Raw genomic sequence first — 26,077 nt, 5'->3', positions numbered from 1 at the left:
CATCATTGGAATTCGGTGGATCTTCCTCCATATCGAAGCGGAAATACTGCTGGGTAGCGTCCTGTCCATGACCACCGCCATCGCCATGGGTCGGGCGCTCGCAGCGGGCGATACGACCTCGGCCCACCTGGCCGAGGTCGCCGTAGACCGGGCCCGGCAATCGGATTCGACCGCGGTACTCGTCACCGTCACCGCCGAGCGCGCCGGATACCAGGCCGGGGCTGCCGATCGCCGCCAACTGCGCGGCACCCGGCGCGGTCCGCTCGACGGAGTCCCGATCGCGTGGAAGGACGTCTTCGATATCCAGGGCACGGTCACGACCAGCGGTTCGGCCAGCCACCTGCACGACGAACCCGCCGCGGTGGACAGCCGCCTCGTCCGGCGCGCCCATGACAGCGGGCTGGTCACCATCGGCAAGACCAACCTCAGCGAGTTCGCCTTCTCCGGTCTCGGGATCAACCTGCACTTCGGCACCCCCGCCAATCCCGTCGACCCGGAGCTGGTCCCGGGCGGCTCCTCATCCGGATCCGCGGTGGCGGTCGCGCGCGGCATCGTCCCGCTGGCGGTCGGCACCGACACCTCGGGATCGGTACGGGTGCCCGCCGCCTACTGCGGAATCATCGGGTATCGCGCCAGCCCGGGACGCTACGGTGCGAACGACTTCGCGCCCCTGTCCAGCACACTCGACAGCATCGGCATCCTCGCCACCAGCGTGAACGACATCATCGCTCTCGACCGGATCTTCGCGCCCATGCGACGCGGCGAGCACACGCCGCTGCGGCGATTCGTCGTGCCCGGCGGCGAGTGGACAGCAGACGTCACGCCCGGGATCGCCGCCGAATTCGAGGCCGCTCTTGCCGAAATCCGCCGCGCCGGAGCTGATGTTCGCAGGCGCGACATGGCATCGCTGAGTGCTGCACAGGAATTGATGGACGGCGCCGGCACCATCGTGGGCGCGGAGGCATACCGGCTGCACCGTCACCGTCTCGGCTCCGGCCTGCCGATCGAGCCCGCTACTCGGCGCAGGCTCGAAAGCAACTCGCACACAGCGGATTCCATCGCCCCGGTGTACGCCAGGATGAGCGCCTTGCGCGCGGAATTCGCCGCTGAACTCGACGGTGCGGCACTGCTGTGCCCTACCGTGCGTCACCCGCCGCCGCGCCTGGCCGATCTCCGCGACCCGGCCGGCTACGACAGCGCGAATGCCGCCACTCTGCGCACCACGATGGTCCTCAGCTACCTGGGCACCTGCGGAATCACGCTACCTGTCCGGACTTCGGCAGGCGGGCCCGCGTGTGGGCTGCTGCTGTCGCTGCCGTCCGGGCGCGACGGCGACCTGCTGGCACACGCCGAGTGGGCGCGGCGCATCTTCGTGAATGCGCGGACGTCGTGACGGCCGTGCGTGCCGGCCCGGATCGCGTCGCGGGCCGCTGACCCGCCACTCCGATGTCCATCGCCGGACAGGTGTCGAACGGTGCGTAGGCTGCAGGGTGACGATCGAGATCCAATTCGAGGACCTTGTCCGAGCCCGTCGGCTCGACGTGAACGCTGGGTGATGATGTGGAAACGGTCTGAGGCGCACAGCTGGCCAACCTCGACGCCAGGTGCAGAATCCGCGCGCTACCAGTCCGATAGGCCGCTCTTCTCGATGCGGGCACATGTGCTGTCGTGGTCGATGCGCCCGACGACCCCGCCGCTGCCATTGGGTGTCGCGGTGGCCGCGTTCTTCATTGCGGCGGAGTCGGTTCTCGTCCTCTGGCTCGGGCGGATCGCTCCCGGCAATGCGTTCGGTGTCGTCTATCTGCTCGGTGTTCTGGTGGTGTCGACCGGGTGGGGACTCGGTCTGGCGGTGACGACATCGGTCGCCAGCGCCATCGCCTTCGGCTATTTCCAGCACCGGCCGGAGCAATCCAGCTCGACCGCAGCCCAGAACGGCGTCACCATCGCGGTCTTCCTCTGCGTGGCGCTACTGGCCAATACCCTTGCGGCAGTGGCCCGATCGTATGCCGCGGAGGCGAATCGCCGCCGCCGGGCGGCCGACCTCGTCGCCCAGCAGCAGGCCGCGTTGCGGCGGGTCGCCACCCTGGTCGCGCGCGGTGCGACATCGTCGGAGGTGTTCTCCGCGGTGGCGCACGAGTCGGCCAGGTGCCTGGGCGTGGTCAACGCGTCCCTGTTCCTCTACGCACCCGATGGCTCGGGCACGTTCGTCGCGGCACGCGACGAACCCGGACTGCCCAGGATGCCGGTCGGCGAGCGGTTCACGCTCGAGGGCGAGAACATCGCGGCCATGGTGCTGCGCACCGGGGGCACCGCCCGGATGGACAGCCACGACCAGGCGACCGGCTCCGCCGCGGCACGCATCCGGGAGCTGGGTCTGCGCTCGGGCGTCGGGGCGCCGATCGTCGTCGACGGCCACCTGTGGGGCGCGATCGTCGCCGGATCGTCGCGCCGCGAGCCCCTGCCGGCCGACACCGAGGAGCGCCTCGCCGAATTCGCGGACCTATTCGCGACCGCGATCGCGAATGCCGAGGCCCGGGCCGAACTCACCGCATCCCGCGCCCGCATCGTCGCGGCCGCCGACGAGGCCCGGCGCCGGATCGAACGTGATCTGCACGACGGCGCGCAACAACGCCTCGTCTCGCTGGGACTCGCGCTCCGCACCGCCGAGGCATCGGTGCCACCCGAACTGACCACGCTCGAAGCGCAACTTTCCGACGTCGTGCAGGGCCTGGTCGGCGTCTCGGACGAACTCCGCGAGATCTGCCGCGGGATCCATCCGGCGATCCTGTCGAAGGGCGGACTCGGCCCGGCGCTGAAGGCGCTCGCTCGCCGCTGCACCGTTCCGGTGAACCTCGACCTGAACCTCGACACGCCCATGCCCGAATCCACCGAAACCGCCGCCTATTACATCGCGGCAGAGGCGCTGACGAACACGGCCAAACACGCGCGGGCCACCGAAGCGATCGTGCACATCACCACCGCCGGCCAGCAGCTCCAGCTTTCGATCCGGGACGACGGAATCGGCGGCGCCGACCCGGCCAAGGGCTCCGGGCTGGTCGGTCTGCGAGACCGCATCGAAGCCCTCGGCGGCCGGATGGAGCTGACCAGCCATCCGGGCGAGGGGACGTTGCTGCAGGCCGGCATTCCGTTCGCGACCTCGGCTGCGATATCCGAGGAATAACCTCGTCGTCATCCGATCGCCCGCTCGCGCGCAGAAAACAGGTAGGTGGGCGCGCCGAAAACAGGTATGTGGGTAGGTAGATATCCCGTCGTCCGAGCGGCGGTTCCCGAAGAAGGTGGTGGAGGACAGGTCAGCCACTACCGCTCGGGAACATCATGGATGGACGGAATCAACAGCGAGGTCGCGACGCGTTCTGGGTCCGGTCGGCGCTGAGTCAGTTGGAGTTCCTCGCGTCCGGCAGATCGATCGAACCGGACACGAGGTCGGTGATCGAATTCGCGATCCGCTGGGCGCCGTACGGCGGTGCGAGTGCGGGCGAGCTGTTGGTGGCATTCGGTGTCGACCGGCGGCGGTTCATGACGCTGCTCGAGGAAGGGTTGTCGATTCGGCGATCCGACAACTCGGAGCAGCGGTGGTTCAAGCAGAAATTGTCGGACGCGTTGACCTCGGCGTGGCGCGTTGATGGCCGCAGCAGGGCCGGTGATGTTCGATGCTGACCAGCGCCGAGGAAGCACGGCTCCGGGCCCAGGGCGATGTGCACGTGCGGATCTGGTTGGGCGGAACGGTGTTCGACTACCGCGCAACCTTGGCCGCCGCCCGGAATCTGATTCATGATTGTCGCCGAAAGTGCTGGTGTGCAATCGAATTGATCATGCAGGAGATCGAGGAATCGCTGCCGGAAGCGCGCCTGCCGAATGAGCGATTGTTCCTCGATCCGCAACCTGCCGGGCCTGCTGGGTGGTAACGGATTCAGGAGCCGGGCTGCTCGGCCGCCCATGTCGCGATCTGTAAGCGCGAGGTGAAACCGAGCTTGGTCAGGATGTGTTCGACGTGACCTTCCGCGGTGCGCTGTGAGATCACGAGCTGAGCGGCGATCGCCCTGTTGGACAAACCTCGGGCAACGAGCTCGGTGACCTGGCGCTCCCGCTTCGTCAGGGTCGCGCCGGGACCCTGGGCGGGTGCGGCGGCGCTGGATTGCTCGCCGAGCGCGAAGGCCACAGCGGAATCGAACGTCATGGCGGCGCCTTCCTGGCGGGCCGCCTCGAATGCTTTGGCACCGAGCGCCTCCCGGGTGGTGCTCACGCAGTCGTTGCGGTGGACGAGCAGAACGGGAAACACGAATGCGGAACTGCCGGCAACGCTCACCAGCGAATCGGCGGCACCCATCAGCACAGCTGGGCGTCGATCAGGGTGTTGCTCGGCCGTGACCCAGGCCAGTGCTTCCATACAGGCCGCGGCAACGAGCGGATCTGCCGCCAGCCGGGCCAGCCGAATGCCCTCCTGCAGCAAGTGCACAGCGCGGCCGGGCTCGCCCCCACGCCAAGCGGTGTACCCCGCTGCCCACAATGCCCAGGACCGGAGCATCGTTTCGTGGGTGGATTCGGTGATTGCGAGCACCCGGTCGAAGCATCCGATGGCCTGCGGCATGTCACCCAGGACCGCGCAAGACCATCCGAGGGAGATCAGCGCATCCAATTGCAGGCTGAGCTCACCGGATGCTTCGTAGATCTCGACGGCGTCGGCCACGAGCTTGTGCGCGCGATCCACGTCGGCGTCGCCCCGCATCAGAACGGTGTTTCCGGCAGAGTGCGCGAGCAGAGCCCCGACCACGGGGTCGTTGGTCTGTTCGGCCACGTGCCTCAGTTGTGTCAGTTTGTCGGTGGCGTCGGCGAAGTCGCCTTGCAGCGTGGCCATTGCCTCGGCGGCATGCAGCGCCTTGGCCCGATCGATGGTCGGCGCTCCGGTCGTGTGGGTGAGTGCACGAGCAGTCCAGCGGCGACCCTCGCTCAACCGCGCGCGCATTATCCAGAACGGGTACAGGGCCATGGTCATCCGCAACGCTGCTTCGTTCGCCTCGGACACGGCGAATTCCAGTGCCTTGCGGAGGTTCGGCAGTTCCCGCTCCAGTCTGGCAACCCACTGCATCTGGTGCGGTCCGATCCATTCGGCCTCTGCCTGGAGCGCCAGACCGAAGCACCAATCCTGGTGTCGCCGAACGGAATCCATGTACTCGTCGGCGTCCTCGGCCTGGTGCCTACCGTATTCCTGGACGGTCTCGAGCATCCGGAAGCGGACAGTTCGATCGACTTCCTCGCGGATCAGAATCGACTTGTCGACCAGTGCGGACAGGGAGTCGAGCAACTCCGACTGCGTCAGATCGCCACCGCATATCTGCTCGGCGGCGTCGAGTTCGAAACCGCCTGCGAAGACCGATAATCGGGTCCACAACCGTTGTTCGTCCGGTGTGCACAGGTCATAGCTCCAGCCGATGCACCAGGCCAGAGTCTGCTGTCGCATCGGGGCGCCGCGACGTCCGCGAGTCAGCAGACCATAGCGGTCGTCGAGCCGGGTCAGAATCTGGTCGAGCGACATCGTGCGCAGCCGGGCCGCCGCGAGTTCGATCGCCAGCGGGAGTCCGTCCAAGCGAGCACAGATCCGGGTGACGCAGGCTCTGTTGCCGTCGTCGACCTCGAAGCCGGGCACCACCGCGGCGGCTCGTTCGGCGAACAAGGCCACGGCGTCCTCACGAGCAACTCTCGATGCCGACTTGATCGCTGGATCGGGAATCGTCAACGGGGGCACCGCGAGCACCGATTCTCCGCTGACATTGAGAGCCTCACGGCTGGTCGCCAGAATCCGCACGTCCGGACAGGCCCTCAGCAGCGATTCGGTCAGTGTCGTGACCGCGTCGATCACCTGCTCGCAGTTGTCCAGCACCACCAGCAGGTTGCGGGTGGACAGATAGCCGACCAGCACGTCGAGCATCGGTCCACCCCCTCTGCTGCGCAGGCCGAGCGCAGTGGCGACGATGTCGACCAGTAAGGCCGGATCCCGCATATCGCCCAGCTCGACCAGCCACACGCCGTCGGTGAACTCTCCCGTCACCTTGTGCGCTACCCGCAGTGCGAGCCGCGACTTACCGACCCCGCCGATCCCGGTCAGCGTCACCAGACGGGAACCGGCGAGCAGGTTCTTGACCTCGGTCACCTGGATGCGGCGATCCACGAAACTGGTCAACTCGAGCGGCAGATTCCCGACGCCGTTCGGTGCCGTGTCCGCCGACGGCGGCACCGAATAGGACTCGGCTCCAGGTTCGGCCCGCAGGGGCATGCGGTCGACCAGGAAACCGTACCGGCGCTGGAGCTCCCGGAGTTGGTCTCCCAGCTCCGCGGCGGTGGGACGGTCGAGCGGGTTGCGCGCCATCGCACCCTCGATCAGCGTGCACACATCCTCGGGAATGTCTTTGTCGCGCAGATTCGGAATCGGTTGCTGGGTGATGCGCAGGAATTGAGCGACCACCTGTTCACCGCTACGGCGCTCGAAGGCCGCGTGACCGGTCAGCGCGCAGAACAATGTGGCTCCCAGCCCGTAGACATCCGAGGCCCGGCTCGGGGCTTCCCCACTGAGCACCTCGGGTGCGGTGAAAGCCGGAGAAGCGGTGATCGTGCCGGTCGTGGTCTCGAAACCGCCGGTGATGTGAGCGATCCCGAAATCCGTCAACGCCGGCTCGCCGTAGTCGGTCAGCAGAATGTTTCCCGGCTTGATATCGCGGTGCAGAACGCCGGTGCGATGCGACGTTTCGAGCGCACCGGCGATCTTCACCCCGAGGTGCAGGACCTCCGGCAGCGGCAACGGGCCGTCGCGTTGAATGCGCGTCTGCAGCGAGCCGAACGAGTGGTACGGCATCACCAGGTAGGGGTGACCGCTGCCGGTGGTACCGACCTCCAGCATGTCGACGATGTTCGGGTGTCCGGTCAACCGCCCCATCGCTCGCTGCTCGCGCAGGAATCGCTCACGATTCTCGTCGAATTCCTCGGTCAGCACCTTCACCGCCACCGTGCGGTCCACACCGACCTGGCGACACCGGTACACCGCGCCGAACCCGCCCCGCCCGATCTCCTCCGCGTCCTCGAAACCGGCAGTTCTCAGCTCCGTGATGACATCGACGCCGACATCACGCTGGGTCTTGCAGGGATCGTTCTCGACCATCGGTTACTCAGGATCTACCAGCGGGCACCAGCCAGAATATCCCCGTCGGCGCTCGTCCGGACCGGATGTTCGCACGCTGCCGCCACGCCCCGGTCAGGGGAGGGTGGCCGCGCTCGCGGGATCGACGAGGATCTTGGCGTGTTCCTCGGGGTTACCGAGGGCGGTGAAGGCCGCGTCCACACCCGAGAGTCCGACCGTTCCGGTGATCAGGGGCGCCGGGTCGACCGCTCCGTCGGCGAGCATGTGCAGGGTGTCGCGGAATTCGCCCGGGTCGTAGCCGGTGGAGAAACGGATGTCGATCTCCTTGTTGATGGCCATCCCGGGGTGGAAGGTGTCGGCCTCGAGGCAGGCGCCGACGACGATCAGCCGGCTCATCATGGGCACGCTCGTGAGCAGTCTGTCGATCATGCCCGGCACGCCCACGCATTCGAACACGATCGGGCCCGAGGGGGTGATGTTCAATGTGTGCGCCGCGCGAAACGCGTACCACCACGGCACATTCGGGACCCGGCGCAACTTCTCCATGGTGTCGAAGCCGAGGTTGAGCAGATCCGGGACATTGGTGAGCCGATTCGGGTACGGGGAGGAGGAGAACGGATCGGAATCGCGCGGATCGACCACCACGTCGGCGCCGCAGCGGGCGGCCAGCTCCCGGCGCCGCGGCGAGTAGTCCGAGGCCACGACGGAGCGCACTCCCGCCGCCTTCAGCATCGCGATCACGGCCAGTCCGATCGGACCGCAGCCGATGACGTACGCGTTCTGCTTCTTACCGATTCGACTGCGACGCACCGCATGCCAGGCGACCGCCATCGGTTCGGTCAGGGCCGCGTGCGCGGCCGGCAGTCCGTTCGGCACCGCGAACGTCATCGACTCCTGCACGACGATCTGCTCGGCGTATCCGCCCGGCACCTGGGTCGAGGTCCCGATTATCTGGACGTCCTTGCCGTTGCGGCACATGGGCATCGCCACCACCGGGGTACCCGGCTTCCAGCGGCGCCGGGTGTCGCGACCGTATTCGACGACCTCTCCGCAGAATTCGTGACCGAAAACGACTTTGTCCTCGTGGCGCGGCATCTGGTGGTAGCCGACGGTTGCGGCCATATCGGCGAGTTCGTCACTGTGGACGCGTGCGTGCAGATCCGAACCGCATATCCCGCAACGGGACACATTGATCAATACCTGGCCCGGCCCCGGCCGCGGATCGGGAACATCGGTGACTTCGAGTTTTCCAGCGCTACATACGACTGCCTTCATATCCGCAGCGTATTTCCTGCATGCCGACCGGATAACCCGCCATTCGGCGGGATATGGACGCCGTTCTCACCGGGTTTGGCGGGTGCCGTCACATTCCCCTGAATACGGCACGGCTGTGCCACCGGCGGAATCCGCCGGTGGCACAGCCGGGTCGGGTGAGAATTGTTGCGGGCGTTCAGCGTTTCAGCGCGCGGCGAAAGAACTCGGTACGGGTCGAGAACGAGGACTGGGCGATCGCCGCCGGCGTGATGTTCTCGAAGCCGTGGAAACCGCCGCCCCACATGTGCAGGTCCACGCTCACCCCGGCCTGGCTCAGGCCCATCGCGTAGACGATGACCTCGTCGCGAAAGCCCTCGGCGGACCCGACGTCGATGAAGGTGCGCGGCAGCCCGGACAGGTCTTTCGCGCGCGCGGGCGCCGCATAGTAGGAGACGTCCTCGGTGCCGCGCCGGTCACCGAGCAGTGCGGTCCAGCCGTACAGGTTGCCGTTGCGGTCCCAGGTCCCGTCGTCGTCGAGCATGCGGGAACTGTGGGTTTCGAACCGGTCGTCGAGCATCGGGCAGACCAGCACCTGGTGGCTCACCGCCGGGAAGCCCGAGTCACGCGCCATCAGCGTGACGCCCGCGGCCAGGCCGCCGCCGGCGCTGGTCCCGGTGACGATGATGTGCGACGGGTCGATCCGCAGCTGCCCGGCATTCTCGGCGCACCAGCGCAGACCGTCATAGCAGTCCGTGATCGGCGCGGGATCGGGATGTTCGGGCGCGAGCCGGTATTCGATCGACACCACGACCGCACTGCCGTCCGCCACGTGCGAGATGAGGTCGTCCAGACCCAGGTGGCGCCCGCCCGCGACCATTCCGCCGCCGTGCACGTAATAGATCAACGGCCACGGTCCCTGCCCCTCGGCCGGACTGAGCACGACGAGCGGGAGTTCGGCCTCCGCGGGCGTGATGGTCAGCTCTTCGACCCGGACTCGGCCGCCCGCGGTCAGATCGATCGGGTCGCGCCCGGGCACCGCCGCCTTCGTGATCTCGCGCACGAGCTCCAGAGTGTCGTCGCTGAGCGCCGGCGTGGCGGCTCGAATCGCGGCGAGTCCGGGGACCAGTTCGGGATCGTAGGGCGGCCGCACCGGTGCGGGGCCGAAAGAGAATGCGTTCTGGGTCATGGGACCTCCTTCGGCATTCAGTGAACCGGCCTTATGAGGCCGGTCACAGCCGCCAACCCGACGCGACTACCGCCCCGATCACCGACAAACGGCGGGCACCGGCAGCAGCGAATTGCGCGGCCGTTCAGCGGCCATCGCGATCCGCCACAGCATCAGCGTGGTGCTCGCGCGCGTGTATCCGCCGCTGCTGAGCGGGGTGTATCCGAGCTGACGTTCGAGCCAGTCGATGCGCTGGCGCATGGTGGAGTGGTGCAGATTCTGCAGGCGGGCGGCCTCGCGAATGCTGCTGTGACTCAGTACCGCCTCGATTGTCGGAACCACCCACGGCCGCTGGGCCTGCAGCTCGACCACCCGGCGGACATCGGGTGCGCGCGCGGCGGTATCCGCATCGACGCTCTCCACGACGGTGGCGATGCAGCCGAGCTGGTCGTAGCGCACATGCGTGGGCTCGCCGGTGGTGAGATCGATGGCGATGCGCAGCGCGGTGCGGGCGTGCTGCCACGCCTGGTGGACCTCGGCGCCGGCGCAGGCGTGGATTCCGGCGGCGATGTCGCGCGGGATCGTGTGCTGGGCCGGTGCTGCGGGGAAGAGATGGATCTGGTGCTCATCGAGGACGAGCCCCGGGGGCATCCGCCGCGCATCGGACAGATGAGTGGCCACCACCATGACCGTCGACCCCAGGCCCAGCTGCCGCAGCGCATTGTGACGATCGGCGGGGGCGACGTCCGGATCACAGGCGATACGGGTCGCGGCCACCGCCGGGGAGGTGTCGCGAGTCTTCTTGACCGCATGCAGGCTACGGGCGAATCGTTCGAGAATCAGGTGGTCCAGGGGCCAGAGCGGACCCTCCCGGTCCAGCCATACGGTGATCTCCTCGAATCGCTCCGTCTGACGTGACGCCGTCCCGGGGCCGAGGTCGGAGATGGTCCGGCCGGCCGCGTCCACACCGACCCGGAGGCCGCGTTCCGGATCCTCGAGCCCGACCGGGCAATCGGCCAGCGCCGCGGCCGCCCGGAGCATGGCCAGCGCCGAGGACCGCTGGTCGACCAGCGTGTCGAAATGCTCGATCACCCGCAGGGCTTCCGCCGCGCCGCCGTCGATTGTATTGAGTTTGACTATCCACTCCCGCACGAACGGACTCCTCGATCCTCATGCACAGCCGTCGGGCTCCGGCCGTCGGTGTCAGGGCTGGTGGGTGACGCGGCCGCCGCCGGGAACAGGCCCGCCACCGCGGCGACGATCGCGACGCGCCGCGCCGCATCGGAAGGGTCGCGAACCTGTCCCTCGGCGAGGTCGACGAGATCGGGCTGCTCGGCCCAGGACAGGGCGATCTGATTGACCACGACCATGACGTCGATCGGGTCCCACGCCGGATCCAGGTGCCCGGCCAGCTGTGCCTGCCGCACCTGCTCGACACCGCGTCGCACGGTCTGCCGCACGGCCACCTGGAAGGGATCGCCGGGAGTCTCGTTGCCGGCGACGTCCAACCGGCCCCAATGCATCAGGCGCAGGTGGTCGGGATGGGCCATGAAGTAGTCGTGCACCCGCCCGGCATAGCCGGGCAGGTCGGTCGCGTCGAGGCGGGTGGCGGCGGTCATCGCGGCCAGCTCGCGTTCCGCGACGAACCGATAGAGCTCCTGTTTGCTGCGGAAGTACGCGTACAGCCGTTCCTTGCTCGACTTCGCCCTGCGGGCGATCCGATCGATGCGCGCACCCGCCACGCCGTACTGGGCGAACTCGTCCGTCGCGGCGGTGAGGATGCGGTCGAGGGTGGTATCGGCACCGGTGGGAGTGGTCACGCTCACATCATACCAAACCAAACTGTTTGGTTCGGTCCCATTCAGTGGAAGATCCGCTGCAGGATGCTCTCGGGTCCACCACCCAGCCGTGATGGACCCGAGAGACCGACTCCGTGGCCGCGCGCCGATATCCGGCTGCGCGCGGAGCCGTCAGAGCTGCCGGATCAGTGGTTCGGATTGGCGGCGTGCTCCGCCGCTCGATCCAGCCGCGGCACGGGCGGCGGACTCATGTCCTCCAGCCTCGACACTCCCGGGACGTCGCCGAAGTCGGGTCCGAGAATTTCGGTCATCGCCTTGGCGAAAGCGGTGTCCATGTACATCCGCTCGCCGGAAATCCGATTGCCCTCGAAAGCCATCACCACAAAGTATCGGCCGGTGACACGACCGCTTTCGGTGTCGAAGTACACGTAGGCTTCGCGGCACAGCTCGTTTTCGGAAACCGCATGCACTCGCTTGTCGGCCCAGATATTCCGCTTGTCACTGCCGGGGAGCATGCGCGCATATGTCTCGCGAACAGCGCTCTGGCCCTCGATGTGCCATCCGAGGGTTGGGAGCTCGTACACCGGATTATCGACGAGCGTCGCCATCGTTGCATCGAGATCGAGATTGAACTCGGCCATTTCATGAACCGCGAGCAACTCTTCCATCTGTTGCAGGGTGAATTTCTCCATTGATTTCAGTCCTCTCAACTGAGCTCGACACCGACCGAGACGACCTGGCCGGTCCGCGAGAATTCGTCGTAGCCGACGGCGTTAGCCACCCGAGGGGAGTTGTCACCGTGGTTACGGGGGTGTGAGTCGCTACAGCCGCACGATCGTCCGGCCCTTGACGGAACCTGCGAGGATTGCGCCGGCGACCGCCGGGACCTCGTCCAGGCCGATTTCGTGAGAAATGCTCTCCGCCAGGTTCTTCGGCTTCAGGTCCGTACCCAGGCGCAGCCACACCGCGGCGCGCACATCCGCCGGGCACATGACGGAGTCGATTCCGAGCAGGTTGACGCCGCGCAGAATAAAGGGGAGCACGGTGGTCGACAGCATCGGACCGCCGGTGAGGCCGCAGTTCGCCACGGAGCCCCGGTAGCGCGTGGTGCGCAGCAGGTAGGCGAGGGTGTCGCCACCCACCGGATCCACCCCGGCCGCCCACCGCTCGGCCTCCACCGGGGCGCCCTGCGCGGAAACCTCATCGCGGCCGAGGATCTCGGTCGCGCCCAGCCCGCGCAGAAAATCGTGCTCCTCGCTCTTGCCGGTGCTGGCGGAGACCTCGTAGCCGAGGCCGGCGAGCATGTTCACCGCCGTGCTGCCCACGCCGCCGGTGGCGCCCGTGACGAGCACGCGGCCGTCGCCCGGCTTCAGGCCGTTCTCCTCCAGCCGCTGAATCGACAGTGCCGCAGTGAATCCGGCCGTGCCCAGCGCCATCGCCTCCTTCAGGGTGAGGCCCGACGGGAGCGGCTCCAGCCAATCGCCGGTCAGCCGCGCGTACTCGGCGAAGCCGCCGAAGTGCGAGATGCCCAGCTCGCGGCCGATCGCGACCACCTCTTGGCCGGGCGTGAAGCGCGGGTCGCTCGACTCGACGACAGTGCCGGCCAGGTCGATGCCCGGCACCATCGGGTAGGAGCCCACGACGGGGCTCTCGGGAAGGCAGGCGAGGCCGTCCTTGTAGTTGACGCTCGAGTACTGCACACGCACGGTGACGTCGCCCGCGGGCAGGTCATCGAGCGTGAGCTCCTGCACGCCGGCGCTGAAGCCGGCGTCGCTCTTGTTGACGACGAAAGCGTTGAAGGACTTGGACATGACACCTTCCTGGATCGGATCACCCGCATTCAGAAACCTTGTTCGACAGCGGCGAGCTCCCGAACCGGCAATACGACCGATTTGATAGATTGATCTAATAGAGAGCGTAGACGCAGGTCTCCCGCCTCGTCAACGGCCGGACGGCGATTGTGGAGTGGGGCGGGAAGTCTTCCCCGCCCCACTCCGGGGCCTAGCCGGTCGCGACCGGGACTTCGGACCGGGCCGGGGCGGCGTCGAGCACGAGCTCGGCGATCCGGTCCCGGTGTTCCTCGGCGCTGCCCAGGAGGACGGCATCGGTGAATGCGCGCTTGAAGTACAGGTGCGTCCGGTGTTCCCAGGTGAATCCGATACCGCCGTGTACCTGGACGGTGTCGGCCGCGACGCGGGTGAAGGCGGCCGAGCAGGTCGCCTGCGCGATCGACGCCGCGAGCTCCCGGTCGTCGGTGCCGTCCTGCAACGTCCAGGCGGCGTAATAGGCCGCGGTGCGGGCGTGCTCCTGATCGACGAGCATGTCGGCGAGCCGGTGTTTGACGGCCTGGAACGAACCGATGGGCCGGCCGAACTGCAGCCGCTCCTTCGCGTACGCGACGCTCAGGTCCAGCAGGTGCTGGGCGCCGCCGACCTGCTCGGCGGCCAGCAGCACCGCGCCGGCCCGCAGCGCGTGCCCGCAGACGTGGGCCGTCTCCGCCGGGCCTGCGAGTAGCCGGGCCGGCGCGCCGTCGAAGCGGACCGTGGCCTGCGGCCGAGTCAGGTCCATGGTGGACAGCGGGGTGCGTTCCATCCCGGACCCGGTGGCGTCGACGACGAACAGGGCCACCCCGTCCGGGCCGGTCGCGGCCACGAGCAGGTCGTCCGCGGCGCCCCCGTCGACGACGCGCTCGACGGTCCCGGAGACGGTCCACTGGTCGCCCGAACCGATGGCTTGCACGGTCACGGTGTCGGCGGCGAAGCGCCCGGCCCGGTCCGGGACGGCGAAGGCGGCGGTCCGGACACCCGCGACGAGCCGGCCCAGTGTCTCGGCGCGCACCGGCGTGTCCGGCGCCGCGACTAGCGCGGGGATCGACAGGGCGAGGGTGCCGAAGACCGGTCCGCAGAACAGGGCGGCGCCGAGCTCCTCGACGGCGATCGCGGCGTCGACGATGCCGCCGCCCGAGCCGTCGAGCTCCTCCGGCACGCCGAGCCCGAGCACGCCCAGCTCGGATCCGAGCCTGGCCCAAGCCTTCTGGTCGAACGGTGGCGTGGACTCCATCAGTCGCCGCACGGTCGCCTCGTCGGAGTGCTCGGCGCAGAAGCGGCGCACCGCGGTGCGCAGCTCCCCCTGCTCCGGTGTGAACACGAATTGCCCGCTCGGGGTCGGGTTCTGGTCAGCCACGGGGCACCTCACGCCAGGGTCGTCCGGAGTCGGCACGCAGATCGCCGGGCAGCCCCAGGATCCGCTCGCCGAGAATGTTGCGCAGCACCTCGGAGGTGCCGCCCTCGATGGTGTTGGCGCGTGAGCGCAGGAAGCGCTGCTGCACCGGCCCGAGTTCGTCCTCGCCGGGGCCCACGTCGCGCATGGTGTAGTCGTCGTAGAGGAGCCCCTCCGGTCCGAGCAGGTCCATGCAGAACTCGTAGATCTGCTTGTTCAGTTCGGCGCCGACGAGCTTGCCGATCGACCCCTCCGGGCCGGGGCCGCTGAGGGTCGCGGTGGCGCGGGACCGCTCCGAGGTGAGCCGCTGCGCTTCCGAGCGCAACCAGAGCCGGGTGAGGTGGTCGCGGCGCACCGGGGTGTGGCGGTCCGCACGCTGCGCCCACAGCGCGACGGCGTCCGCGATCGTGCCGTCACCGCGACGGGTACCACTCGCGCCGATCGAGCTGCGTTCGTTCATCAGCGTGGTCATCGCGACCTGCCAGCCCGCGCCGACCGCGCCCAGCCGGTGCGCGTCCGGAATCCGGACGTTCTCGAGATAGACCTCGTTGAACTCGGCCTGGCCGGTCATCTGACGCAGCGGGCGGGTCTCGACACCCGGGGCGCGCATGTCGACCACGAAATAGGTGAGGCCCTTGTGCTTCGGGAGGTCCGGATCGGTGCGGGCGATCAGCAGTGCCCAGCTGGCGTGGTGGGCCAGGGTGGTCCACACCTTCTGCCCGTTCACCACCCAGTCGTCACCGTCGCGGACGGCCGAGGTCGCGAGCCCGGCCAGGTCGGACCCGGCGCCCGGCTCGGAGAACAGCTGGCACCAGATGTTCTCGTTGGTTGCGAGCGGGCGCAACCACTTTCGCTTCAGCTCTGCTGTCTGCGCGTGCTCCTGCACGGTCGGCGCGGCCATGCCGTAGCCGATGGGGTTCAGGCTGAACGGTGCTGGGGCGCCCGCCTCCTGGAAGATCGCGTCCGCGACGGCCTGCAGGCCGCGCGAGACACCGAGCCCGCCGTGGCCCTCGGGGAAGTGCACCCAGGACAGGCCGGCGTCGAAGCAGGCCCCGAAGAACTCGGTGAGGGGAACGGAGCGAGGGTCGTGCGCCTGCACGACCTGGCGCGCGGCTTCCGCTATCCGTGCGGATTCGGCATCAATGCTCAACTTCGGCTCCCGTGATCACGGCACGCTTGCCAGGAAATCGCATGGGTGTCCCCTTCGTGATGGAAAACTTGTCGCCCTGGCAATCCGGGTATGGGCCGGGGCGTGGTGAGATTGCAGTAGATAGAATGATCTAATCGACCACGCTAAAGGCGTGCCCTCTCGCCTGTCAACGTGAGAACCGTGCACAGCAGCGCGGGCCGTGGGGAGGATGCCCCAGCCTCGGCCCGCGCTGCGATTCGAGTCAGGACGCGATCGGTTTCGTCCCGCCGACCAGCATTCGCGCCCGCGCTCCCGCCCCTGCCCGCCAAACCATCATCTGCTCCTATCGCTGTTCGAAAGTGCCGGAGCGCCGGACGGTTTCGAGGACGGTGGGGTCGACGAGGGTGGAGGTGTCGCCGAGTTCGCGGCCTTCGGCGGTGTCCCGCAGCAGGCGGCGCATGATCTTGCCGGAGCGGGTCTTGGGCAGTTCCGGCACGATGGTGATCTCGCGCGGTTTGGCGATGGGTGAGATCTCCAGGGTGACCAGGTTGCGCAGTTCGGTGACGAGATCGCCGACGGCGTGCTCGCTGCCGGTGCGGAGCACGACGAACGCGACGATCGCCTGCCCGGTGGTCTCGTCGGCGGTGCCGACGACCGCCGCTTCGGCGACCGCTGGGTGGCCGACCAGCGCGGATTCGACTTCGGCGGTGGAGATCCGGTGGCCGGAGACGTTCATGACGTCATCGACGCGGCCCAGCACGTGCAGTGCGTGGTCGGCGTCGTAGCGGGCGCCGTCCCCGGCGAAATACCAGCCCTGTTCGGCGAACCGTGACCAGTAGGTGTCGCGGTATCGTTCGGCGTCGCCCCAGACTCCCCGCAGCATCGCCGGCCACGGCTGGTCGAGGACCAGGTAACCCGCCTCGCCGGCGGCGACCGGTTCCCCGTTGTCGTCGACGACGGCGGCGCTGATCCCGGGCAGCGGTGCCATGGCCGCGCCCGGTTTGGTCGCGGTGACGCCGGGCAGCGGGGAGATCATGATGGCGCCGGTCTCGGTCTGCCACCAGGTGTCGACGATCGGGCAGCGGCCACCGCCGATGACCTCGTGGTACCACTTCCAGGCTTCGGGGTTGATCGGTTCGCCGACCGAACCGAGCAGGCGCAGCGAACTCAGGTCGTGGCTGTCGGGGATCTCGCGGCCCCACTTCATGAAGGTGCGGATCAGCGTCGGCGCGATGTAATAGGTTGTGACGCCGTACTTTTCGATGATCTGGAAGTGGCGGTGTTCGTCCGGGGTGTTCGGTGTGCCCTCGTAGAGAACCGTGGTGGCGCCGTTGGACAGGGGTCCGTACACGAGGTAGGAGTGGCCGGTGATCCAGCCGATGTCCGCACCGCACCAGAAGACGTCGCGGCCCTCCTTGTGGTCGAACACGTAATGAAAGGTGTAGGCGGCCTGGGTCAGGTAGCCGCCGGAGGAGTGCACGATGCCCTTGGGACTGCCGGTCGTCCCGGAGGTGTAGAGCAGGAACAGCGGATGCTCGGCGCCGAAGGCCACGGGTTCGTGGCGGTCGGGCGCCGCGCCGACGGTGTCGTCCCACCAGACGTCGCGGCCCTCGACCCAGTTCAGATCCGGATCGTGGCCGGTGCGACGCACGATCAGGACCTTGTCGACGGATGCGGCGGCGGTCGGCCCGCTGCCGAGCGCGGTGTCGACGTTCGCCTTCAATGCGGCCGGCAGGCCGCGGCGGTACTGCCCGTCGGTGGTGATGACGAGTTTGGCCGCGGCGTCGTCGATCCGCGAACGCAGCGCGGCGGCCGAGAAGCCGGCGAACACCACCGAGTGGGTCAGGCCCAGCCGGGCGCACGCCAGCATGGCGACGATCGCCTCGGGCACCATCGGCATATAGATGGCGACACGATCGCCGGCCGTCAGGCCGATCGAGGTGAAGTAGTTGGCGGCCCGGCACACCTCGCTGAGCAGCTGCCGATAGGTGAGGTCGCGGCTGTCGCCGGGTTCGCCGACCCAGTGGATCGCCACCCGATCACCCTTGCCGGCGGCAACGTGCCGGTCGAGGCAGTTGACCGCGACGTTCAGGGTGCCGTCGGCGAACCATGTCGCGAACGGGGCGTCCGACCAGTCCAACACCTCGGTGAAGTCGGTTGCCCAGTCCAGGCGCCGGGCCTGCTCGGCCCAGAACGCGAGGCGATCGGCCGCGGCCCGGTCGTACAGCGCCGCGTCGGAATTCGCCTGCGCGGCAAAGGCTTCGGACGGCGCGTACACCGCCGGTGACGAATTGCTGGTCATCGATGAATGCTCTTCCACAGTCCCGGTTGCTAGCGTTCCAAGGCCCGGCGGATGAATTCGTCCCGGACCGCGAGGGACGCCTGGGTGACCGCCGGCTGCCGGATGCCGATGTCGAATCCGTGGAATCCGCCGCCCCACACGTGGAGATCGACGTTGACTCCGGCCTGGGACAGGCGCTGGGCGTAGTCGACGGCCTCATCGCGGAAGCCCTCGACCGAGCCGACATCGATGAAGGTGCGCGGCAGGCCGGCCAGATTCTCCGCTCGCGCGGGTGCCGCGTACGGGCTGACGTCGTCGGTGCCCCGGCGGTCGCCGAGCAGGGCGGTCCACGCCCAGAGGTTCTCGTTGCGATCCCACACGCCTTCCCGGTCGAGCATCTGCGCGCTGTGGGTCTGCAGGCGGTCGTCGAGCATCGGGCAGCCGAGGATCTGATGGGTGAGTGCCGGGAAGCCGCGGTCACGCGCCAGCAATGCGACGCCCGCGGCGAGGTTGCCGCCGCCGCTGAACCCGATGGCGATGATGTGATCGGCGTCGATGTGCAACAGGTTCGCGTTCTCGGCGGCCCAGCGCAGGCCGGCGTAGCAGTCCTCGACCGGCGCCGGGTGGGGGTGCTCGGGGGCGAGCCGATATTCGATCGACGCCACGACCGCGCTGCCCTCGGCAACGTAGGGCAGCATCTCGTCGAGCGCGCTGAAACGGTTGCCGGACACGACGCCACCGCCGTGGATGTAGTACAGCAGTGGCCACGGGCCCGTCCCGGCCGCCGGGGTGAGCACCGTCAGGTTCAGCTCCTGATCCGGGCCGGGGATCGTCCGCTCGTCGACGCGTACCTTGCCTCCGACGGTCAGGTCGGGCGCGGGCCGGCCGGGTAGGCCCGTGGTCGACAGTTCGCGAACGTCGGCAAGGGTGTCGGCGGTGAGCCACGGAATGTCGGAACGAAAGGCTTGCAACACGGGAGCCAACTCGGCGTCGAACGGCGGCCGGGCGGGGATGCTGCCGGTGAATGGGGTGGTCTGCGTCATGGATTCAGTCAATCCGCCGACGGAGTGCGGTCGTAGCCACCAAACGACGTGATTGCCGCGCGGTACATCCGCCATATGGCGGTGTCCGGAAGCGACGTTCTCGCCGCCGTGGACTCCACCCGGCGAACTCGCATCGGGTCCGGCTTTCAACTGTTGACGAGGTGGGAGACGCGCACCTAGTCTCGTTATAGATCAATCAATCTAGCATCGGTTGCGGTCCGCTGCGTGGCCCTGGCGTCGTAGCTGAGCGATGCACCGCCGCGCCCGCTCGCGGCCCCAATGTCTTGGAGATCCCGTGAACCAGCCCGCCCCCGTTGTCGCCATGTCGCCCACAGTCCGACAGCCAGTGAGTGCCGCGCCCAACCTGGACGAAAGGTCCACCGGAACGATGATCGCTTTCGAACCGATGACCGCCGACTCGAGCGTGCTGCGCCGCGCGTTCGGGTGCTTCCCCTCCGGGGTCACCGCCGTATGCGCGATGGTCGACGACGAACCGATCGGCATGGCCGCCAGCTCGTTCACGTCGGTGTCGGTCGCACCCCCACTGGTCTCGGTGTGCTTCCAGGCCTCCTCGTCCACCTGGCCGAGACTGCGGGACGTTCCCCGGCTGGGTATCAGCGTGCTGGCCGAGGGACACGACGAGATCTGCATGAGCCTGGCCCGGAAATCCGCCGACCGCTTCGCCGACATCGGCTGGGACCGCGCCTCCGGGGGCGGGGTTTTCGTGCACGGCGCCACCGCGTGGCTGGAGTGTTCCCTGCACGCCGAGGTTCCGGCCGGCGACCATGCCGTCGCATTGCTCGAGATCCACGGCCTGTGGGCGGATCCCGAGGCCGCGCCGCTGGTGTTCCACGGCAGCCGGTTCCGCCGGCTCGCCGCCATCTGATCAGGGGACCGCACGGCTCCCCGCATCCGCTCTCGAAGAAGCGAGTACACAATGATTGATTCGCAACAGCTTTCGCACGTGCAGCGCAATACGAACGCGCTGCTGATGATCAGCGCCGCCGCGATCTGGCTGGCATTGTTCGGGCCCGCGTGGACGTATTTGCCGGCCACCGCCACGACTCCCGCCACCACCTTGAACTTCGCGGATCTGGCAGCGTTGAACGCCGCCAACCCCAGTGGCCTGCAGGCCGCCTTCTATGACTGGGTGGCATGGGCTTTCGCGGCACTGACGACGGTCGCGGTCATCGTCGCCTTCCGGTCCGGTCGGCGAGTGACGGGCGCGGTATGCGCACTGATCGGCGTGCTGCAACTGCTGATCACCGTGTTCGTGACCGTGAAAGCAGCGCCGGATCTGTCTGTTCTTTTCTCGAGCCTGCCGAATACCCGGCTGGGCACGGTGCTGTTTCTCGGCTCCATGCTGGCTCTGATTTTCGCGGGCTTCCAGCGGCTGCGCTTCACGCGGCTCGACCGCCGAGTGGATCTGCTTGCGGCGTAAATGATTCGGCCTGTGGGGTGGTGACGACCGGTTCGTCACCACCCCACAGGCCGGCGCGGGTGGTCAGAAGATGGAGTATCCGCCATCGATCACGATCTCGTCGCCGGTCTGGAACCCGCCCATTCCGCCGGCCAGATACACGGCGAGCCGCGCGAAGTCGTCCGGCTCGCCCCAGCGGCGCTGCGGCATCCGCTTCATGACGTGCTGCCCCCACACCGCGTTCTCCATCTCCCGGGAGATCAGCGGTGTCTCGGTCCAGCCGACCACGAGCGAGTGCGCGTTGATCCGGTGCCGCGCCAGCTCGACGGCGCACCCCCGGATCAGGGCCGACAGGCCGGCCTTGCTCGCGGCGTAGGCCTGACCGCGGGGGGTACCGTGCAGGGACGAGACACTCGACGTGCCCACGAGCACGCCCCCGCCGCCGCGCTCCACCATGTGCCTCGCCGCGGCGCGCAGGGTGAGGAACGCGCCCTCCAGATTCACCCGGGTGGCCGATCGGAAGTCCGCGAGACTCGTCTCGATGAACGCGATGTCGGGAGCGCGGGTGCCGGCGTTCGCGAAGCAGGAGTCGACCCGCCCGAAGTAGTCGAGCGTCTCGGCGAAACTCGCCGTCACGGCGTCCTCGTCGCCCACGTCGCAGCGGATCGCCCGCACCCGGGTGCCGTGTTTCGCGAGCTCCTGTGCGGCGGTGTCGTTGCGCTCGGCGTTGGTGCCCCAGATGCAGACGTCGGCGCCGCACTGGGCGAGCCCGTGCGCCATGCCCAGCCCGATTCCGGAATTACCTCCGGTGATCAGCGCGACGTGTCCGGTGAGGTCGAAGAGCGAGGTCATGCATGTCCTTCGAGTGGTCTGCAGCGCGCTTCAGCGCAGCTGGGAGAAATCCGTCGGGTCGAGGAACTTCGAGGTCGCGCTGGCCGTGACCTGTTCGCCGTCGGATCGCGCGGCGATCCACTCGGGGTCCGCCCAGAAGGCCTCCCACGATTTCGCGGCGGCCTCGCGGCTGGCGTGGGACACCAGGTAGACCAGGGTCTCGGTGGGCTCGCCCGCCTCGTCGGAGGCCACCCAGAAACCGATGTTGGTCATTCCATGCTTCTCGAACAGCGCCGCGGCGTGATCGCGAAAACGAGTCAGGAGCGCGTCGAGCTTGCCGGGTACCGCCTCGTACGTGCGGAGCTCGAAAATAGAGGTAGTGGTAGTCACTAGATCAATCTATCACATCGCTGACCTGCTACGACCGGGAGAAGGCTTGTGAAATCGGTGGAAGCCGACTGCCCACCGGGGTGCGAACTTGCCCGATTGTCGGCCGCGAACGGCAGTAGTTCGTCGACAGTTGCGCGGAAAGTAGCTTCGTCGGCGTCGACCATGTGGGACGCTCGTAGATCGGTGCTCGGATTGCCGACGATCGCTGTCGAAACCCATGCCGGCCGCAAGATCGCTGGGTCGAAGGTCACACGCGACAGATTGATCTAGCGCGGTACCCTAGACACATGTCTCCCACCTCGTCAACCCTCGGAAAACAGCCCGAAACCCGAACCCGTCTGGTGGAGTCCGCGGCAGAGCTGTTCAGCCGACAGGGCTTCGGGGCGACCGGAATCAAGGCCGTCCTCGCCGCCGCCGCCGCGCCCTATGGATCGCTGTACCACTTCTTCCCCGGCGGCAAGCAGGAGCTCGGCGCGGCCGCGCTCACCTACGGTGGCGCACGCTACCGGGAGCTGCTCGAGTCGGTGTACCCGCCCGGGGCCGACGTCGTCGAGGCGACGGCGGCCTCCTTCGTTCAGACGGCCGATCTGCTCGAAGAAACCGACTACGCCTACGCCTGCCCGATCGCGACGATCGCCCTGGAGGTGGCCAACAGCGACGAGCTGATGCGGACCGCCGCCGCCAACGCCTTCGAATCCTGGCTGGAGGTGCTCGAGCAGCGCTTCACGGCGGCCGGGATGACCGTCGAGCGCGCCCGCGAGGTCGCCGTCGAGGTCTTCTGCCTGATCGAAGGAGCGGTCCTGCTGGCTCGCACCACGCGATCGACCGCACCGCTGCACACCGCCGGGCGGGCGGCGACCAACTCCGTTGCCGCCGGGCTCGCCGCCGGCCGCTACGACCGCACCGGTCGGAGCAACGTCGGGAGCTGATCACTCCGATGTCGAAGCCGGCGCGGTGACCGCGACGACCGGGCGAGCGTCCCCGGTCCGCGGTCGGCGACTCATCACCGCGCCCGGCGGCGTGCACACTGCGCGCCGCCACTGACGAATTCGATTCTGCGCGTTCGTTTCTCCCGCACCGCCGATGCGTCGACCCCGGCGCCGCCGTGCCCCCGTAGTCGCCGGCCACATTACTTTCGTCAGCTTCCGCCACCGCGGGGCATGGTTCTCGAGACCAGTCCGCGGAGATGCTGCCACCCCCTGGGGCGCCGACCTGCCCGAATCGACACCTCGGCCCGTGCGATATCCGCCGCGAGGTTTGCGGGTCCTGCGCCGCCAATGCTCTCGACCGGCAGCTTTCGCCGTCTCCTCCCGTGTTCCGCCACCGCCGGCGGGCCTCTTCACCCCTGTCGCCACGCCGTTGCGGAAGACCCGCCGGTGGGCGTCCGACGGGCAAGCACTCTGTAGTCGACCCGGCAATCGGCGGGCAAGAAGCGGCAACCGCGCGGCAGTTGGCGGGTACTGGGCCCTCGCCCCGCCGCAGAGACTCATCTCATTCGACATCGTCCGCGAGGCGAGCGGAGAGCGCGCCAACATGCCGCGTTTCCGAGTTGCCGACCAAGGGTTGACGGAGTGGGAAAAATGCGTTTACGCTGAGTGTGTTAGATCAATCTATCTAGTCCACCGACCAGTAACGCCAGCGGCCACAACTTTGCCCGGCGTGGCGGATGTGATGCCGGTGGGCCCGAAGCCAATGGAGGCAAGCATGGGCATTAAACGCGTTGGGCACGTGGTGCTGAAAATGCGCGATCTGGAGGTGGCCAAGGCGTTTTACGGCGGGATCCTCGGTATGAAGATCTCGTCGGAGTCGCCTATCGCGATCTTTTTCCGCTTCGGCGATTACCACCACGACATCGGGGTTTTCAAGGTGAGCGAGGACGCCGAGCTGCCGAAGGAGAACCAGGTCGGCCTGCTGCATTTCGCGCTGGTGGTCGACAGTCAGGAAGCGCTGGTGCAGATGCATCAGCACCTGAAGGACCAGGGCGTCACGATCGAGGCGATGTTCGACCACGGCATGACCCGGAGTCTGTACATCTATGACCCCGACGGCAATGCCATCGAGATCTATTGCGAGGTGCCGGAATACGACTGGCGCACAAATGACGACTTTGTCGGCTACCTCAAGCCGATCGACGTCGAGGCTCTCACCTCCTAGGGCGTATCGAACGCCATTTCGAGCGAGCTCCTCTTGGTGCTTGCTTTCCATCAGCCCGGTTTTCGTACCGGGAAATCACACCGAGAGGTTGCGATGAAGCTCCTTGCACATGACGTCGATAGCCACGAGATGATCCCCAGTCACCTGCTCGAGGATATCTTGGGTCAGCCCGGCCGAATTATGGGCAAAATTTTCGAATCCGCAGACCGGCTCCGTCCGGATCCGACCGCGACCAATATGCACCAGCTCGACGTGCTGGGTGACACGAAAGAGATCGATCCCGAAGGGATCTGGAAGATCAAGGGTCCGTCGGCCCCGAGCGCGATCGATCTCGGTCGGCGATCCGAGGTCTTGGATGTGATGGGGATCGATCGTCAGCTGGTCTTCCCGACCACGGCGATCGCGGCGATGATCATCGGGGAAATGAATGATCTCGCCTACGAAATGCGCTTCGGCGGCGATCTTTCGGTGTTCGAGGGCGTGTCGAGGCCGGACTTCGCGAAGAGCTACGTGCGGTCCTACAACGAATGGGTGAAGGCCAACGCGGTCCTGGCCGACGGCCGTATCCGGGTGGTCGGGATCCTCAACACCAGCCCCGACGTGAACGAGATGATCTCCACGGCAAAGGATCTGATCGATGCCGGTGTCCGCGCGGTATATCTGCAGGCCGACGTGCCGCCCGGCGGGGTTTCGCCGGCGCACTCGGCGCTCGACCCGCTGTGGCGTCTGCTCGAGGCCAACGACATCGCCGTGACGCTCCACATCGGTACCGAATTCGCCTTCTTGGATCCCGGTTGGATGATCGCCGAGACCTTCCTGGATCTGTTCCAATCTCCAGAGATCCCGAATACCAATATCCAGCTGTTCTCGACCGTGCACATGGCCATCGACAACTACCTGTCCGCCTTGGTGCTCGGTGGTGTGTTCGAGCGGTTCCCGCGGCTGCGGTTGGGTCTTTTCGAAGTCGGTGCCCATTGGGTCGGAAACGCCGCCCGGCGAATGGATATGTATATCGACGTGTTCCCGGGAGCGGCCGCTGCCAAATTTCCGCTGAAGCCTTCGGAGTACATCGCACGGAACGTGCGGGTGTCGCCCTTCAATTTCGAGCCCGTCGACCGCTACTTCCAGGACGACCCGAACCTGGCCGACGTGTTCTGCTATTCGACCGACTATCCGCACGTCGAAGGTACGAAGGACTCGATGAAGAACATGCTCGCTAAGGTCGAGCCGCTGGGTGCGGAAATCACCACGAAGTTCTTCCGGACGAATGCCGAGTGGCTACTTCCGTGACAGTCGCTGACCAGGCCTCCGCCTCACACCCCGGTCCGCTCGGAATCTGGTCGTACCAGCTCGATGTGCAGCCGATGAGCCTCGCCCGCGAGGCGGCTGCCGAGCTCGACGAACTGGGCTTCGGCGCGCTCTGGGTGCCCGAGGCGGTGGCTCGCGAGCCGTTCGCCAACGCCGCGCTGCTGCTGTCGGCCACCGTTCGCATGACGGTGGCCACGGGCATCGCCAGCCTGCACGCCCGCAGCGCCATGACGATGAACGCGGGCTGGCGCACCTTGAGCGAGGCGTTCCCGGAGCGGTTCCTGCTGGGTGTGGGGGTGAGTCATCAGTCGATGGTCGACGGCGCTCATCAGGGCCGGTACGGCGACAAGCCGTACACCACGATGGTCGACTACCTCGACCGGATGGATGGCGGCGTCTTCTGGGGGGCGGTCTCGCCGATCGCCCCCCAGCGGGTGCTGGCGGCACTCGGGCCGCGGATGCTGCGGCTGGCCGCCGCCCGTGGCGTGGGTGCCCATACGTACTTCGTGCCGGTCGAGCACACCGCGGTCGCCCGCGCGGCGCTCGGCGGTGACGCACTGCTCGCCCCCGCGCAGACCGTCGTGTTCGAGACCGATCCGACCGTCGCGCGCGAGCTCGCCCGCCGGTTCATGAAGCGGTATCTCGCGTTGCCCAACTACACGAGCAACCTCCGGCGCCTGGGTTGGGGCGACGACGATCTGGGCGGCGGGGGCAGCGACCGGCTGGTCGACGCGATCGTCGCCTGGGGTTCCCTCGACCGGATCGCAGCCCGGGTCCAGGCCCACCTCGACGCCGGCGCCGACCACGTGTGCGTGCAGGTACTGACCCCGGACCTGCAGAGGTTGCCGGTGACCGAGTGGCGCGAGCTCGCGTCGATCATCCCCTCGCTGCGCACCCGGCCGACCCCATGACACCTGTCCACGCACCGAACAGA

Annotated in this window: 23 protein-coding genes; 10 read left to right on the top strand and 13 right to left on the bottom strand. The window is 67.6% G+C overall.

Annotation, left to right across the window (positions count from 1 at the left end; translation table 11 throughout):
• Positions 1–67: 67 nt before the first annotated feature.
• The 4 genes from ACWEQQ_RS12510 (at position 68) to ACWEQQ_RS12495 (ending at position 3,926) form a co-directional block, all read left to right on the top strand.
• Positions 68–1,393: an amidase family protein gene (locus ACWEQQ_RS12510; protein WP_452348264.1), complete on the top strand. Its 1,326-nt coding sequence runs from the start codon at positions 68–70 to the stop codon at positions 1,391–1,393.
• Positions 1,394–1,648: 255 nt separating this feature from the next.
• Positions 1,649–3,181, top strand: a complete 1,533-nt coding sequence (locus ACWEQQ_RS12505; protein ID WP_452348263.1) for a GAF domain-containing protein — start codon at positions 1,649–1,651, stop codon at positions 3,179–3,181.
• 266 nt (positions 3,182–3,447) lie between these two features.
• Positions 3,448–3,678 carry a hypothetical protein gene (locus ACWEQQ_RS12500; RefSeq protein WP_452348262.1) on the top strand — a complete coding sequence of 77 codons (231 nt, stop codon included), beginning with the start codon at positions 3,448–3,450 and terminating at the stop codon, positions 3,676–3,678.
• The gene (locus ACWEQQ_RS12495; protein WP_452348261.1) at positions 3,672–3,926 is read left to right on the top strand and encodes a hypothetical protein; all 255 of its coding nucleotides are present in this window, start codon (positions 3,672–3,674) and stop codon (positions 3,924–3,926) included. The genes ACWEQQ_RS12500 and ACWEQQ_RS12495 overlap by 7 nt, the downstream gene beginning before the upstream one ends.
• Before the next feature lie 5 nt (positions 3,927–3,931).
• On the opposite strand, the gene ACWEQQ_RS12490 is transcribed toward ACWEQQ_RS12495, so the two are convergent.
• The 11 genes from ACWEQQ_RS12490 to ACWEQQ_RS12440 form a co-directional block, all read right to left on the bottom strand.
• Positions 3,932–7,171 carry a protein kinase domain-containing protein gene (locus ACWEQQ_RS12490; RefSeq protein ID WP_452348260.1) on the bottom strand — a complete coding sequence of 1,080 codons (3,240 nt, stop codon included), beginning with the start codon at positions 7,169–7,171 and terminating at the stop codon, positions 3,932–3,934.
• 93 nt (positions 7,172–7,264) lie between these two features.
• Positions 7,265–8,425 (bottom strand): zinc-binding dehydrogenase, encoded by a 1,161-nt coding sequence (locus ACWEQQ_RS12485; RefSeq protein WP_452346592.1) that lies wholly within the window; start codon positions 8,423–8,425, stop codon positions 7,265–7,267.
• A 175-nt stretch (positions 8,426–8,600) separates the two neighbouring features.
• A complete protein-coding gene (locus tag ACWEQQ_RS12480) occupies positions 8,601–9,590 on the bottom strand; it encodes an alpha/beta hydrolase (protein ID WP_452348259.1) in 990 nt (329 codons plus the stop codon).
• A 78-nt stretch (positions 9,591–9,668) separates the two neighbouring features.
• On the bottom strand, positions 9,669–10,721 hold the full coding sequence (locus ACWEQQ_RS12475; RefSeq protein ID WP_452348258.1) for a hypothetical protein: 1,053 nt from the start codon (positions 10,719–10,721) through the stop codon (positions 9,669–9,671).
• Positions 10,706–11,389, bottom strand: a complete 684-nt coding sequence (locus ACWEQQ_RS12470) for a TetR family transcriptional regulator (protein ID WP_452348257.1) — start codon at positions 11,387–11,389, stop codon at positions 10,706–10,708. The genes ACWEQQ_RS12475 and ACWEQQ_RS12470 overlap by 16 nt, the downstream gene beginning before the upstream one ends.
• A 164-nt stretch (positions 11,390–11,553) precedes the next feature.
• Entirely contained in the window at positions 11,554–12,060 is a 507-nt protein-coding gene (locus ACWEQQ_RS12465; protein WP_452346260.1) for a hypothetical protein, read from the bottom strand.
• 129 nt (positions 12,061–12,189) lie between these two features.
• Positions 12,190–13,179 carry an oxidoreductase gene (locus ACWEQQ_RS12460; protein WP_452346259.1) on the bottom strand — a complete coding sequence of 330 codons (990 nt, stop codon included), beginning with the start codon at positions 13,177–13,179 and terminating at the stop codon, positions 12,190–12,192.
• Positions 13,180–13,369: 190 nt separating this feature from the next.
• Positions 13,370–14,551 (bottom strand): acyl-CoA dehydrogenase family protein, encoded by a 1,182-nt coding sequence (locus tag ACWEQQ_RS12455; protein ID WP_452348256.1) that lies wholly within the window; start codon positions 14,549–14,551, stop codon positions 13,370–13,372.
• Positions 14,544–15,737, bottom strand: a complete 1,194-nt coding sequence (locus ACWEQQ_RS12450; protein ID WP_452348255.1) for an acyl-CoA dehydrogenase family protein — start codon at positions 15,735–15,737, stop codon at positions 14,544–14,546. Before ACWEQQ_RS12450 ends, ACWEQQ_RS12455 begins: the two co-directional genes overlap by 8 nt.
• Positions 15,738–16,059: 322 nt before the next feature.
• Positions 16,060–18,018: an acetate--CoA ligase gene (gene acs / locus ACWEQQ_RS12445; RefSeq protein WP_452348254.1), complete on the bottom strand. Its 1,959-nt coding sequence runs from the start codon at positions 18,016–18,018 to the stop codon at positions 16,060–16,062.
• A gap of 29 nt (positions 18,019–18,047) precedes the next feature.
• Positions 18,048–19,040, bottom strand: coding sequence for an alpha/beta hydrolase (locus tag ACWEQQ_RS12440; RefSeq protein ID WP_452348253.1), 993 nt, complete (start codon positions 19,038–19,040; stop codon positions 18,048–18,050).
• Positions 19,041–19,428: 388 nt separating this feature from the next.
• On the opposite strand from ACWEQQ_RS12440, the gene ACWEQQ_RS12435 reads away from it, so the two are divergent.
• A complete protein-coding gene (locus ACWEQQ_RS12435; protein WP_452346254.1) occupies positions 19,429–19,926 on the top strand; it encodes a flavin reductase family protein in 498 nt (165 codons plus the stop codon).
• A 105-nt stretch (positions 19,927–20,031) separates the two neighbouring features.
• Complete coding sequence (locus tag ACWEQQ_RS12430) at positions 20,032–20,481, top strand: hypothetical protein (RefSeq protein WP_452348252.1); 450 nt, start codon at positions 20,032–20,034, stop codon at positions 20,479–20,481.
• 63 nt (positions 20,482–20,544) lie between these two features.
• Here the strand turns inward: ACWEQQ_RS12430 and ACWEQQ_RS12425 are convergent, their stop codons facing one another.
• Complete coding sequence (locus tag ACWEQQ_RS12425; protein WP_452345577.1) at positions 20,545–21,312, bottom strand: SDR family NAD(P)-dependent oxidoreductase; 768 nt, start codon at positions 21,310–21,312, stop codon at positions 20,545–20,547.
• A gap of 30 nt (positions 21,313–21,342) precedes the next feature.
• On the bottom strand, positions 21,343–21,681 hold the full coding sequence (locus ACWEQQ_RS12420) for an NIPSNAP family protein (RefSeq protein WP_452345576.1): 339 nt from the start codon (positions 21,679–21,681) through the stop codon (positions 21,343–21,345).
• 287 nt (positions 21,682–21,968) lie between these two features.
• On the opposite strand from ACWEQQ_RS12420, the gene ACWEQQ_RS12415 reads away from it, so the two are divergent.
• From ACWEQQ_RS12415 to ACWEQQ_RS12400, 4 genes are all read left to right on the top strand, one after another.
• Positions 21,969–22,610, top strand: a complete 642-nt coding sequence (locus ACWEQQ_RS12415) for a TetR/AcrR family transcriptional regulator (RefSeq protein ID WP_452345575.1) — start codon at positions 21,969–21,971, stop codon at positions 22,608–22,610.
• 730 nt (positions 22,611–23,340) lie between these two features.
• Positions 23,341–23,835, top strand: a complete 495-nt coding sequence (locus ACWEQQ_RS12410; protein WP_452345574.1) for a VOC family protein — start codon at positions 23,341–23,343, stop codon at positions 23,833–23,835.
• A 36-nt stretch (positions 23,836–23,871) separates the two neighbouring features.
• Entirely contained in the window at positions 23,872–25,125 is a 1,254-nt protein-coding gene (locus tag ACWEQQ_RS12405) for an amidohydrolase family protein (protein ID WP_452348322.1), read from the top strand.
• Positions 25,122–26,054: a TIGR03620 family F420-dependent LLM class oxidoreductase gene (locus ACWEQQ_RS12400; RefSeq protein WP_452348251.1), complete on the top strand. Its 933-nt coding sequence runs from the start codon at positions 25,122–25,124 to the stop codon at positions 26,052–26,054. Before ACWEQQ_RS12405 ends, ACWEQQ_RS12400 begins: the two co-directional genes overlap by 4 nt.
• Positions 26,055–26,077 lie beyond the last annotated feature (23 nt).

Source organism: Nocardia sp. NPDC004123 (assembly GCF_053603795.1).
This window is presented reverse-complemented; position numbering and strand designations above follow the sequence as displayed.